Below are 12,357 nucleotides of genomic sequence, written 5' to 3'. Positions count from 1 at the left end.
TTAATATATGGGTGAAGCAATACAAAATAAAAAAAATATTAAAAATCAGGATTTATTTTTGCAGTACAAGCATAATAAAGACTTAGAAACCAGAAATGAAATCTTTGAAAAATACAGATACATGGCAGAAATAATTTCTAGGAAATATACTAACAAGGGAATAGAACATGAGGATATTTTTCAAATAGCCTGCATGGGATTAATTTATGCCATTGAGAGGTTTGACATTACCAAGGGATTTGAATTTACCAGCTTTGCTACTCCGACCATTCTGGGGGAAATTAAAAAGTACTTCAGGGATAAAGGCTGGGCTATTAAAGTGCCTAGAAAAATTCAAGAAATATCAAAGAAAGTTAATGAAGCAAACAACACTTTAAGCAATCAGCTTAATAGAGCTCCCACCGTTGGAGAAATAGCAGAATATCTTAATGTAACAGAAGAAGAGGTATTAGAGGCATTTGAAGCTGGAAAAATGTTTAATTCCCAGTCATTGGATGAAAAATTTGATTCCAGCGGCGATGACAGTGATTTGTCTCTGATGGATGTTGTTGGGCAGGAGGATGCTCATTTTATAAAGATTGAAAATCAGGATTTTATTCAAAAATCCATGAATAAATTAAATGATTTGGAAAGACAAATAATAATAAAGAGATTTTATTTAAGAAAGACACAAAGTGAAATTGCAAAAGAACTTAATATTTCTCAAATGACCGTATCAAGAATAGAAAAAAAATCTTTGGAAAAATTAAGAATTGAATTTAATAAATAGAAATTTAATTAAAAATAAAAACATTGTGCTGTTTATTTATATACCATAAATTATTCTTAAAGGAGGAAATATGAGAAATAGGGGAAGATTTTTTGTTATTGGTTTAATTATAATAGTATTTTTGGCCGTAAATTCATTTGGTGGTGTCATTAAATTTTTAACAGATTATTCGTGGTTTAAAGAAGTAGGATATACAGAAACCTTTTTAACTAAAATAAAAGCTCAGTTTGCAATAGGTATTCCTGTATTTTTTTTATTAAGTATTTTATTGTATGTTTTTATAAGGAAACTGAAAAAAAAGTACGACTTGGAATCGGGAGTTATTGATACGCAATCCAAAAAAAAGTCATTAATGTGGATGAAGATAATTTCTGTGGCCATAAGCTTTTTGTTTACTGTAAGTGTAGTATCGGGAACATGGTTTCAGATTCTTCAGTTTTTTAACAGTGAAAGCTTTGGCGTAGTAGATCCAATTTTCAACAATGATATGAGTTTTTACATATTTAAACTTCCACTTATAAATACATTAATTGATTTTGTGATGAACATTTTATTCTTGCTAATAGTTGTGACAGTATTGTTTTATGGGTATCTTACAATTAAAGACAGCCTTAAAAATGTAACTGAACAATTTACAGAGATGAAATTCAATAATTACCAATTTGATTTCAGTGCTGTTTTAAATGTAAAATTTGCATCTAAAATTATAAACCAGCTTTCTGTAATAGGAATTTTTGTGTTTGTTCTATTGGGAGTAAAATTTGTACTTAGAAGTTATGAACTTTTGTATTCTCAATTGGGCAGAGTTTTTGGCGCGGGTTATACCGATATAAATGTAACGTTGAATTTATATAGAATACTCGCAATAGGATGTTTGATTTCAGCTGTTACTTTTTTCATGGGAGCAAGAAAAAGAAATCTTAAATTTGCATTGACAATGCCCGTTGCATTGATTGTTATTTCAATTGCAGGAACAGGATTAGCCGGATTAGTCGAAAACTTTGTTGTTGAACCCGATCAGCTGTCTAAAGAGACGAAGTATATGGAGTACAGCATAAAAAGCACTCAGAGCGCATATGCTTTGGATGATGTAAAAATAGTTCAATTTCCGGCAACTAATGAATTAACTATAGAAGATATAAACAATAATAAAGAAGTTATTGATAATATAAGAATAAACGATCAGGAACCTTTAATTCAGGTTTATAATCAGCTTCAGGGTATCAGACCCTACTATGTTTTTAATGATGTAGATGTTGATAGATACAATATTAACGGAGATTATAAGCAAGTATTTCTATCGGCGAGAGAGCTTGATCAGAACCGTTTAAATGATCAGGCAAGGACATGGGTTAATCAGTACTTGAAATATACACACGGGTATGGAATAACATTATCGCAGGTGAATGAAGTTACTTCTCAGGGGCAGCCTGAAATGCTTATGAAAAATATACCTCCTATTACGAGCACGGATTTAAAAATAACAAGACCTGAAATTTATTTTGGTGAGAGTACAAATGACTATATAATAGTTAATTCTGATGAAAAAGAATTTGACTACCCTTCAGGTTCAGATAATGTTGAGACACTGTATGAAGGAGAAGCAGGTATAAAGCTTTCGTTTGTGAACAAACTGCTTTTCAGCTTGAGAGAAGCAAGTTACAGACTATTTATTTCTAATAACATAAACTCTGACAGCAGAATACTTTTAAACAGAAACATAATGCAGAGAGTTTATGAAATTGCATCATTTATGTATTTTGACAATGATGCCTACATTGTAATTAACCAGGATGACGGAAAACTTTATTGGATAATTGAAGGATTTACCGTAAGCGACAAATTTGCATATTCTCAGCCTACAGATAAATTTATTGAAGGTTGGAATGTAAACTATATAAGAAATTCAGTTAAAGCGGTAATAGATGCATATGATGGTTCTGTAGATTTCTATATTTCAGACGAGACCGATCCGATTATAAAAACATATAGTAAAATATTTACTGACTTATTTAAACCTATGAGCGAAATGCCGGAAGGATTAAAAAGTCACATCAGATATTCTCAAGCATATTTTGACGTACAGTCAGATATGTACAGACTTTATCACATAGAAAATCCCACAGTATTTTTCGGAAGAGAAGACTATTGGGATATAGCGAATGAGAAATATATGAATAACGGAGAACAACCTATAGGTTCAAACTACGTAATGTTTAAACTTCCGGAGGAAGATGATGTTGAATTTCTTTTGACTACTCAATACACTCCTCAAAACAAAGATAATATGATAGCACTTTTGGCAGCCAGAAATGACGGTGAAGCTTACGGTGATCTTGTATTGTACGAGTTTCCAAAAACAAAGACAATACCTGGACCTAGCATGATGGAAACAAAAATTGACCAGGATACGGTAATATCTTCTCAGCTGACGTTATGGAGTCAGGTAGGCTCAACAGTGCTCAGAGGAAACACAGTGGTAGTGCCTATAGAAGAATCTCTGCTTTACGTGGAACCTATTTATCTTAAGTCTGACACAGAGAGCAATTTCCCTGAAATGAAAATGGTAGTTGTTTATTATGATGAAAAAATCATAATGGAATCTACACTTGAAAAGGCAATAGAGAAGATATTTGGAATTTACACAGAAGAAGAGCAGCCTGTCGAAGAAGAATATGAGTATGATGATACAAATATTAATGATTTGATAAAACAAGCAACACAGTTTTTTAACGAGGCTACAGAAGCTTCTCAAAAAGGAGACTGGTCTTCATATGGCGATAGCCTAGAAAATCTTGAAGAAGTGTTAGAAAGATTGAACTTGCTGACTAACACTGCTCAAAGTACGAATGAAAACAATACTCCTGACGGAAATGTTACAGAGAACAAAGGAACAGAGCAGCAATAAAAAAAATTAAACTAAGTCTTAATATTGAAGAGCGAATTAGGATGAAATTAAACAGTTTCATTCTTATGCTCTTCAATTTTTTATAAACCATAATAATGAAATTTATGTATAATAATAACCCCTAAGATCAAAACTTTTATGCCTAATCTTAGGGGTTATTTCAATAATACATGGTGTTTTTACTGCAAATAATTATTACTTATCTTTTTTAATTTCAAATTCAAGCATTCCCATATAACCAGGTGCAATTTCATATTTATTAAATATTATAACGGGGTTGCCATTTTCATTGATATAGAAAGTCTGATCTTCCTTAATTGATTTAAAGCCTCCATCATTTTCACCAAAGTAAACATTGTTTTCATCTTTTGATCTTTCTGCAATTTCTTCTGATATTTGCTCATTTGCAACTGAAACATAATCTTTGCCAAGCAAATCTTCCAATGTCACTTTACTGTTTTTATTAAGATCATAATTGTAATAGAATTCTTGATAATATGCGCTGGCAAAATCTTGTGTAACCCATACTTTAAAAGAAATATAATCTTCGCTGTTGCATTTTACATCATAGTCGGCAACAAGTTCAGGAAGCACGATATCTTCCTCTTTAGTTCCTGTTTCTATTCTTGCCTGTTTATATTCTTCAAGTACTACTTTTGTTTCTTCAACTGCTTTATTCATATCGTTCTGAACAGCTTTATTTATTTGTTCCTGTAGATCTTTATCTTTAAGTCCATCAATTTCAGGAATCTTAATATCTACAGTGGATACATCGTTAGTTTCGTGAATTTCCTCAGCAGTAAAAATCCTCGCAAGAGCACCTAATATAGGTACATTTTCCATGGAAGCTGCAAAAGCCTCATTTGTAGATACTCCTATTCCGAAAGCTCCAACAAAGATTGTAATTGCTGCTGCAATAGCAACTATTTTTTTCCAGTAAGGTTTTTTTGATTTTTCATTTTTGATTGTCATGTTAATTACCCCATTTCTTTCGTTTTCTACTTTTTTAATTACGTTTTGAATAACCTGAGGAAGTTCCTGAGGAATTTCCGGATTTTCATATATTTTTTTAAGTTCGTTGATTTTGCTCATATTCTCATTATCCCATTGATTCATTTTGAAACACATCTCCCTTCAACTGTATTTTCAGTGAATCCAAAGCACGATAAAGAGTTGATTTAACCGTACTGAGATTAATTCCAAGTATTTTGGCTATATCGGCAAGTTTCATGTCTTCAAAGTATCTCAGTATTATTATTGATTTGGTTTTCGGCTCCAGCTCATTAAGTGCTTTGTACAGATCCAATAACTCTGCTTGAGATACATCTTCCTGTTTGTCATTGATCCTTAAGTCCTGTTCAATAAATACTTCGGGATCAGTTGCAATTGAATGCTTGCTTTTTCGAATTTCATCCAGACAAACATTGGCTAGAATACGGTAAAACCAAGCTTTCATTTGATTTGTATTTTTTAATTGATCTGAAGATTTTAATGCTTTATATACTGCCTCTTGAACCATATCTAGAGAGGTTTCTTTGTTTTTTACATAACTGTAAGCAAATAAATAGAATCTATTTTGATTTTCAACTATTAAGTTAACTAAGTTTTGGTAAGTATCTTTTTCTCCTGCAGGCATTTCCTCTCTCACTCTCCTTACGTTTATTAGACGGGGTAATATAATAAAAAGTCTCATAAAAAATAAAATTATATATAATAGCAATTCTGGTTTAATACTATAAATTGATTTAAATTAATTAAAAAGCTTCCTGAGATTTTAATTTTATCACAGGAAGCCTTTAAATAAGCTTAATTCTTACTTATTGTAAAACTATTTATAAAATAGTAATAATTTCATAAAAAATATAGTTTATTGTCAAATATTTATTACTTCGCCTTTCATAAGCATTAATTCCTTTTTAAAAACCTGTATGCTGTTGCGTTCGACTTTTGCCTTGTATAAGGCCTGATCTGCGCAAACAAATAATTTTGCTGCATTCATTTCATCTTCATATTCAGTTAGACCAAAACTGGCAGTCACCTTTAAATCTGAATTTATTGAAAGGTTAATGCTATTTAATTTAGACTGAATTTGTTCACAAATTTTAACTGCTTCTTCAATATTTGAATTATGAAACAACAGACAAAACTCATCGCCGCCATATCTGAATGGAACAGCCTTTTCGGAATGTTCTTTTAATAAACTTGCAAATTCAACCAAACATTTATCACCTATTTGATGTCCGAAACTATCATTAATTGTTTTGAAATTGTCTATATCAATAATTGCAAATATGTATTTTCCTTTTGAATCTTCTTCTAAATCGCGCATTGCATCATGAAGTGCTTTTCTGTTAAATATGCCTGTTACCTCATCGAGTTTAAGACGGTGATAAAGCATAATCCTTTCTTTTTCAATATTGATGCTGGCTGTATTTTTTTTTTGTTCATATTGAATAATTATCATGCATACTGCAGAAAATCCAAAAATAATAAGAAGAGAAACAAGAAAATTGCCTAAACGAAGTGTACTTTCGAAGATACTGGTCTTATCTACATCCCAGGAAACAAATACTTCTGAAATAATAAATAAACCTATGCTTATAAATGCTGTGGAAAAAGTAACTGAGTAACTGGCATAAATTGTTGTGAGTATAATTGCTCCTGAAAAAATAAAATAAGTTACTGTGAATGCACTGTGTGCCGTATAAGAAACAAAGCATATAATTGCATAAATGATTGATATTGAATATATTTTAAACTTCTGCGAAACTATATCAGACCGCATTACTGCTGTAGCAACTGCAATGCATAGAAAATTAATACCACTTGGCACAGCAATAAACTTTATAACATATTTTGAAACAGTAGTTGTCAATATGTCCGAATAAATAAAAATAGGGCTCAACATACACTCTACTGTCAGCACAAAAATAACCGTTGCAATTGAAATTTTATAATGCAGTAACAGCCAATTGTTATCGATTTTGTTATACTCTTGCAGTATTTCATTTTCTAGCTGAATTTTACTTTTAGAGGTATTTTTTCTTTGCTGCATTTCATTTTCTCCTGCAATTTCTAAATTTTATAGCGATAAACATATTGATATAGTTATAATTTCGTGAATGGACATTATGAATTGATAAATGAAAATGTCATCTAATGCTCAACTGATATATTTTATCATTTTAATCGTCATATGTCATTAAAATACTAAAATTATAAAATATTTCTTAAATATATTCTTATTGCAAAACAAGATAAGGTACATATGAATTATTTTGTCTAGAGCTTATTTTATAACAAGTACTTTAGTTACACTATTAATAAAGGATTTGGATAATATTATTTTTTTATGATATAATGCATTTAATCATAAAAAAACAAAGCGAGAGTAAATAACTATACAAAATTAGTAAAATTTTTATTATTAAGGAGGCTTATATGAAGTTTGAATTTAATCATTTTAATTTCAATGTTTTTGATTTAGAAAGAAGTAAGAATTTTTATAAAGAAGCATTGGGTCTAAAAGAGGTAAGGAGAAAAGAATCGGCTGACGGAAGCTATATTCTAGTTTTTTTAGGAGATGGAGAAACAGATTTTTCATTAGAGCTTACATGGTTGAAGGACAGAACAGAGCCATATGACCTTGGAGAACAGGAATTTCATCTTGCAATGGCAGTTGACAACTATGATGAAGCTTATAAAAAGCATAAGGAAATGGGATGTGTTGAATTTGTCAATGAATTAATGGGAATTTACTTTATTATAGATCCTGATGGGTACTGGGTGGAAATAGTAAGAAAGAAATAAGAGAGGATTTTATGGAATACAAGAGATTTAACAATACAATAATCGCAAGAATAGATAAGGGTGAAGAAGTTGTTGCAGAAATAATGAAAATATGTGCAAAAGAAGATATAAAGCTTGCCAATATCAATGCACTGGGAGCAGTGGGTGAAATAGTGATTGGATTATTTGACACAAAAGAAAAGAAATATCATTCTGAAAAATACACAGGAGATTTTGAAATTGTTTCACTAACCGGAAGTATTACTACAAAAGAAGGCCAGCTCTATAATCATTTGCATATGAGTGTGGGAGACAAAGAATACAGTGTTCGTGGAGGACATCTAAATTCAGCGGTTGTAAGTGCAACATGCGAATTGTTTATAAATATAATTGATGGTACAGTTGACAGAGAGTTTAATGACGAGGTTGGACTAAACCTTTTAAAATTTGACTAGTTATGAAAGCTGCCTTTTGAAAATATTTAAGGCAGTTTTTTTAATGATAAATTCTTTTGATAAAATAATAGATCAGCTGCAATTACTAACATACAAAATAAAGCGTAATATATAAACAATGGATTTTGCATGCCTCCGTATAAAATAAATAAAGATCCGTCAATAGCTAGTAGCGGAAACCAAGTATCCTTTTACTTTATTTTTTTAAAGTTTGTTTTCCAATTTATAGATAAATTTGTTAAAATATAAGAAACTTTCTTTTTATTTGACAATTTGTCTATTAATCTATAAAATATTTTATAGATTAGTGAAATAAAAACACAAGGATAAATCTATGAAATCAACTGATGAAGTTAAACAATTCCGAAAAAAAACGTCTCCGGGGGTTTTTTTAAACAAAATTGAAAAAGAGGATATGGAAGTTATTTATAAATGGTTTTCAGACATTGAATTTTTGAAGTTCTATGATTATATGCCTCCGATACCGCAAAAAAAGGAAGATGTTGATAAAACTTTTGAGAGTTATGAAAAAAATAAAGAGTCTGTTGTGTTTGCAGTCAGGCTAGCAGAAAATAATGAAATAATAGGAATTGCGGGATTTGATGATATAATTTGGGAAAATAAAGTTGCAACCTTGTTTATCGGCATCGGTGATGTAAATACGAGAGGCAGAGGATACGGCAGAGAATCTTTGGATCTGCTTCTGAGTTACGGATTTAATGATTTGAATTTTCATAGGATACAACTTAATGTACTGGAATTTAATCATGCCGCAATTGCTTTGTATGAAAAGTCAGGCTTTATAAAGGAGGGGGTTTTAAGGCAGTTTGTTTTGAGGGATGGAAAATGGTATGATTTGTACATGTATGGCCTTTTAAGATATGAATGGATTTAAATATTTATTTTTGATAACTATGGTAATACATCATGAATAAATAATTTTCTGTCGATATTTAATGCATGAAAACGTATACACATATAATGTATTTGGGAGGGTAAATGAAAAAAGAACATTTAGAAATATTGGGAGAGTTTATAGGTATTTTTCAAAAATTAGTGACAGCGGATTTTAATATTACTGTATGTGACACGGAAAAAATTATTGCAATAAAACCTGGCAAGACTATTAGGTTTGATGTATATGAAGGAGACATACTTAAAGAAGGTGCAGTTGCCTTTGAAGCTATGAAATTAAAAAGGCCTATTATAAGACAGGTTCCGCGTGAATTATATGGCATACCGTACATGGGAAGAGCAGTACCATTATTTGATGATAGTGTAGTTATTGGATGTGTAGTAGTTGCAGAATCGTTAGATTCTAAAGAAAAGCTGGTCAGTATGGCTCAGAATTTATCTTCAATTATAGAACAAATTACAACATCTGTAACTGACAACGCATCAGGATTAGAGAAGGTAGGTGGATTAAGCTGCCAAATGGAAAGCATTTCTAAAGTAAACCTTCAATCCGTTAAGGAAACCGATAAAATTGTTGATGCGGTTTACAATATATCAAGGCAGACTAAGCTGTTAGGTCTTAATGCAGCAATTGAAGCTGCCCGTGCAGGGGATGCGGGAAAAGGCTTCAATGTAGTGGCAAATGAAATCAGCCAGTTGGCTGAAAACAGCTCAAGTTCTACTAAAAAAATAAATGATATATTGGAAAAACTAAAATCTGAAAATGAGAAGGTCAGCAAACAAAGTCAAGAACTTTCTTCAACGCTGGCTCAAATAACTGCATCAACCGAGGAAATAAGCACATCAATTCAATCCTTGTCCGGAATGTCCGAAGAACTGGTTGATATGGCTGAAAATTTAATATAAAAAAGTTATTGGTAAAAAAAATAAGGAACGACAATATTTTAATGATGTCGTTCCACTTTTTTATTAAGCTATGTGACTGTCAAGCATTTTTGTGAAAGAAGCCATAGGTTTGACACCTATTTCTTTTGCTGCTATTTTTCCTTCTTTATATAGAATCACTGTCGGAATGCTTTGAATTCCATAGCGGATTGAAAGCTCCTGCTGCTGATCCACATCAACCTTTGCAACAGTTATTTTTCCGTCATATTGTTCTGATAATTTTTCTATTACCGGTGCAATCATTCTGCATGGTGCGCACCAAGTAGCCCAGAAATCTACCAGTACATATTTTTCTTTTGCAAGTAAATCATCAAATTCCTTAGTGTTTTTTACGTATTTTATTTGTTCTGCCATTTTAATTCTCCTTAATTTTATCTATTTGTAAAGCTGCATGCTGTGCAGCGATTAAACCCTCACTCACTGCCTTTGAAAGCTGCAGCGGCTTACCTGTTATATCCCCTGTTGCATATACACCGCTTATGTTTGTTTCCATGTTTCTGTCAACTGCTATAAAGTTTCCTTCTGTTTCTAATCCGTCAATAAGTGCTGTAGGCGCAACTGCATCTCGCAGCATAAATACCGCTTCAGATGCTATTTTTTCTTGACCTGCAATAACGGCTTCCACCACATCTTCGCCTATAATTTTTGTAAGAGCGCCATTATAATATTTTATGCTTTTATTTAAATGTTCAGAACGTGGATTTTTTGAAACAAATGTAACATTGACACCTATGCTGCTTAAATAATTTGCCTCTTCAAGGGCATCTTTGGATTGATCCCATACGACAGCATTTTTATTTCTGTAAAGCATACCGTCGCAGGTTGCACAGTAGCTTACTCCCATGCCCAGCAGTTTTCCTTCACCGGGAAGTTCTTTAACTTTTGATATTCCCATTGCAAGTATTACTTTTTTTGCTTCTTCAATTTCTCCGTTTATATTTACCATGAAACTTTCGCCCATTGGAAGGATGTTTACAACTTTTCCTTCCTCGATTTTTATATTCATAGCTTCTGCGTGTTCGTTAAACTTATTCATTAAATCTTTTCCACTGATGTTGTAAAATCCTAGGTGGTTGTCAACTCTTTCTGCCTTTGACAAATAGTTTTCTTTATTATTGAAAATGCGTACGGTCTTTCCTCTTGTTACCGCATTTACAGCTGCCGATAAACCTGCCGGCCCGGCACCTACTATTAAAATATCTACCATATATTTTCTCCTATTATTCTGGATCTGTTACGTCCAGTTCTATTGCATCAACATTTTTATTACACTCGGTGCAGTAGTATCTGTGCTCTATACTGCCTCCGCAATTTTTGTGAACCAGCTTTTTATAGCATTTGTTCAGATGTTTTTCTCCCCACAGCATCAGACTGTTAAAGACATCAACTAAATCCATACCTTTTTCTGTCAGGGTGTATTTATATCTTGGAGGATGATCCTGGTAAAGCTCTCTGGATATAAGATCATCAGCTTCCATGCTTTTAAGCCGTTCTGACAGCAAATTTGTAGCGATTCCTTCAAGTCCTTCTTGTATATCTTTGTATGTTTCGCATCCTATAAATATTCTGTGTAGTATGAGAAGCGACCATTTATCGCCGATTATATTAAGCGTCTGAGCTATATTACAGGGTAAATTATATTGAATTTTCATTTTTTCTCCTTGTAATTCGTAGTACATTTATTATTTGCTCATATGATAATTTTAATTATAAACAAATAAAATAAATTTTATTAAAAAGCAAGTAATTTGCTTATATCCGCGAGTGAACCGGTAAATGTCATAATACCTATTATAATTAATATGATTCCTCCTGCTTTGATTGTATATTTGACCATATTCCTTTTCTTTTTGAAAAAATTCAATGCTTCAGACGTAAATAGCCCCAACATTATAAAAGGTATTATAAATCCCAGAGTATATAATAATACCAGCATGTTACCGTAAAAAACACTGCCGGAATTTGATGCCATTATCAACACTGAGGATAGAGCCGGACCTACGCACGGAGTCCATGCAAAACTGAATGTGAATCCCATGAAAAAAGCTATGACAGGATTCATTTTTATATCAGATAAATTCATGTGAAATCTTCTTTCGGATTTAAGAAAATTAAGTTTTATTAAATCCAGCTGAACAAGTCCCATAATAATGATTACTATGCCTCCTATATGGCTGAATAAGATTCGGTTTTTGTTAAAAAATGTTCCCAAAGCAGAAAAAGACAATCCCAAAATAAAAAATACACTTGAGATTCCCAAAACAAAAGCAAATGTATTTGTAAATACAGTTTTTCTTTCGTACAATACAGTCCCGTCAGAACTGATTTTTTTCCCGTTGCCTGCAAGATAGCTTATGTAGACAGGTATCAGAGGCAATACGCAGGGTGAGAAAAATGATAAAAAACCTTCCAGAAAAACAAGTATAAAATTCATGGCATCCCCCATATGTTAGTTAGTATAAAAATAAAATAGCATAGTTACTTTAAATTGTCAAGTAACTTTAAAAAATAAGTTTATTAGTGATAAAGATGTTGAAACTTTATAATTATGTGTTAGTATAATATATAAAAAATGT

General features: G+C 31.8%; 13 protein-coding genes. 6 read left to right on the top strand and 7 right to left on the bottom strand.

Translation table 11 applies throughout. From position 1 onward, the window contains the following. Nucleotides 1-7 precede the first annotated feature (7 nt). Both ACS3UD_RS13385 and ACS3UD_RS13380 read left to right on the top strand, forming a co-directional pair. Nucleotides 8-769, top strand: a complete 762-nt coding sequence (locus ACS3UD_RS13385; RefSeq protein ID WP_308139133.1) for a SigB/SigF/SigG family RNA polymerase sigma factor — start codon at nucleotides 8-10, stop codon at nucleotides 767-769. A gap of 70 nt (nucleotides 770-839) precedes the next feature. Next, a complete protein-coding gene (locus ACS3UD_RS13380; protein ID WP_308139134.1) occupies nucleotides 840-3,677 on the top strand; it encodes a UPF0182 family membrane protein in 2,838 nt (945 codons plus the stop codon). 195 nt (nucleotides 3,678-3,872) lie between these two features. Here ACS3UD_RS13380 and ACS3UD_RS13375 read toward each other — a convergent pair whose 3' ends face one another. The 3 genes from ACS3UD_RS13375 to ACS3UD_RS13365 form a co-directional block, all read right to left on the bottom strand. After that, nucleotides 3,873-4,793 carry a DUF3298 and DUF4163 domain-containing protein gene (locus tag ACS3UD_RS13375; RefSeq protein ID WP_308139135.1) on the bottom strand — a complete coding sequence of 307 codons (921 nt, stop codon included), beginning with the start codon at nucleotides 4,791-4,793 and terminating at the stop codon, nucleotides 3,873-3,875. Beyond that, a complete protein-coding gene (locus tag ACS3UD_RS13370) occupies nucleotides 4,777-5,325 on the bottom strand; it encodes an RNA polymerase sigma factor (protein ID WP_308139136.1) in 549 nt (182 codons plus the stop codon). The genes ACS3UD_RS13375 and ACS3UD_RS13370 overlap by 17 nt, the downstream gene beginning before the upstream one ends. A gap of 225 nt (nucleotides 5,326-5,550) precedes the next feature. Further along, entirely contained in the window at nucleotides 5,551-6,732 is a 1,182-nt protein-coding gene (locus ACS3UD_RS13365) for a GGDEF domain-containing protein (RefSeq protein ID WP_308139137.1), read from the bottom strand. Between the two features lie 386 nt (nucleotides 6,733-7,118). Between ACS3UD_RS13365 and ACS3UD_RS13360 the strand changes: the two genes are divergently transcribed. The 4 genes from ACS3UD_RS13360 to ACS3UD_RS13345 all read left to right on the top strand — a co-directional run bounded on the left by ACS3UD_RS13360 (nucleotide 7,119) and on the right by ACS3UD_RS13345 (nucleotide 9,742). After that, nucleotides 7,119-7,487, top strand: a complete 369-nt coding sequence (locus tag ACS3UD_RS13360; RefSeq protein WP_308139138.1) for a VOC family protein — start codon at nucleotides 7,119-7,121, stop codon at nucleotides 7,485-7,487. Between the two features lie 11 nt (nucleotides 7,488-7,498). Then, nucleotides 7,499-7,921, top strand: a complete 423-nt coding sequence (locus ACS3UD_RS13355) for a PPC domain-containing DNA-binding protein (protein ID WP_308139139.1) — start codon at nucleotides 7,499-7,501, stop codon at nucleotides 7,919-7,921. Between the two features lie 334 nt (nucleotides 7,922-8,255). Next, nucleotides 8,256-8,816 carry a GNAT family N-acetyltransferase gene (locus ACS3UD_RS13350; protein WP_440977633.1) on the top strand — a complete coding sequence of 187 codons (561 nt, stop codon included), beginning with the start codon at nucleotides 8,256-8,258 and terminating at the stop codon, nucleotides 8,814-8,816. Between the two features lie 104 nt (nucleotides 8,817-8,920). Beyond that, complete coding sequence (locus ACS3UD_RS13345) at nucleotides 8,921-9,742, top strand: methyl-accepting chemotaxis protein (protein ID WP_308139141.1); 822 nt, start codon at nucleotides 8,921-8,923, stop codon at nucleotides 9,740-9,742. Between the two features lie 63 nt (nucleotides 9,743-9,805). Here ACS3UD_RS13345 and trxA read toward each other — a convergent pair whose 3' ends face one another. From trxA to ACS3UD_RS13325, 4 genes are all read right to left on the bottom strand, one after another. Next, nucleotides 9,806-10,135 carry a thioredoxin gene (trxA, locus tag ACS3UD_RS13340; protein WP_308139142.1) on the bottom strand — a complete coding sequence of 110 codons (330 nt, stop codon included), beginning with the start codon at nucleotides 10,133-10,135 and terminating at the stop codon, nucleotides 9,806-9,808. Nucleotide 10,136: 1 nt separating this feature from the next. Beyond that, nucleotides 10,137-10,988: an NAD(P)/FAD-dependent oxidoreductase gene (locus ACS3UD_RS13335; RefSeq protein WP_308139143.1), complete on the bottom strand. Its 852-nt coding sequence runs from the start codon at nucleotides 10,986-10,988 to the stop codon at nucleotides 10,137-10,139. Nucleotides 10,989-11,001: 13 nt separating this feature from the next. Beyond that, nucleotides 11,002-11,433, bottom strand: a complete 432-nt coding sequence (locus ACS3UD_RS13330; protein WP_308139144.1) for a winged helix-turn-helix transcriptional regulator — start codon at nucleotides 11,431-11,433, stop codon at nucleotides 11,002-11,004. Nucleotides 11,434-11,513: 80 nt separating this feature from the next. Then, entirely contained in the window at nucleotides 11,514-12,215 is a 702-nt protein-coding gene (locus tag ACS3UD_RS13325; RefSeq protein ID WP_308139145.1) for a cytochrome c biogenesis CcdA family protein, read from the bottom strand. Nucleotides 12,216-12,357 lie beyond the last annotated feature (142 nt).

This window comes from Sedimentibacter sp. LTW-03 (assembly GCF_052059825.1).
In the GTDB taxonomy this organism is placed as follows: domain Bacteria; phylum Bacillota; class Clostridia; order Tissierellales; family Sedimentibacteraceae; genus Sedimentibacter.
Note: the sequence above shows the minus strand (reverse complement) of the source record. Positions and strands in the feature narration are given on the sequence as shown.

Coding starts and splice junctions, on each gene's coding strand:
- ACS3UD_RS13385 (WP_308139133.1), top strand. CDS start 8: ATGGGTGAAGCAATACAAAATAAAAAAAATATTAAAAATCAGGATTTA.
- ACS3UD_RS13380 (WP_308139134.1), top strand. CDS start 840: ATGAGAAATAGGGGAAGATTTTTTGTTATTGGTTTAATTATAATAGTA.
- ACS3UD_RS13375 (WP_308139135.1), bottom strand. CDS start 4,793: ATGAATCAATGGGATAATGAGAATATGAGCAAAATCAACGAACTTAAA.
- ACS3UD_RS13365 (WP_308139137.1), bottom strand. CDS start 6,732: ATGCAGCAAAGAAAAAATACCTCTAAAAGTAAAATTCAGCTAGAAAAT.
- ACS3UD_RS13360 (WP_308139138.1), top strand. CDS start 7,119: ATGAAGTTTGAATTTAATCATTTTAATTTCAATGTTTTTGATTTAGAA.
- ACS3UD_RS13355 (WP_308139139.1), top strand. CDS start 7,499: ATGGAATACAAGAGATTTAACAATACAATAATCGCAAGAATAGATAAG.
- ACS3UD_RS13350 (WP_440977633.1), top strand. CDS start 8,256: ATGAAATCAACTGATGAAGTTAAACAATTCCGAAAAAAAACGTCTCCG.
- ACS3UD_RS13345 (WP_308139141.1), top strand. CDS start 8,921: ATGAAAAAAGAACATTTAGAAATATTGGGAGAGTTTATAGGTATTTTT.
- trxA (WP_308139142.1), bottom strand. CDS start 10,135: ATGGCAGAACAAATAAAATACGTAAAAAACACTAAGGAATTTGATGAT.
- ACS3UD_RS13335 (WP_308139143.1), bottom strand. CDS start 10,988: ATGGTAGATATTTTAATAGTAGGTGCCGGGCCGGCAGGTTTATCGGCA.
- ACS3UD_RS13330 (WP_308139144.1), bottom strand. CDS start 11,433: ATGAAAATTCAATATAATTTACCCTGTAATATAGCTCAGACGCTTAAT.
- ACS3UD_RS13325 (WP_308139145.1), bottom strand. CDS start 12,215: ATGAATTTTATACTTGTTTTTCTGGAAGGTTTTTTATCATTTTTCTCA.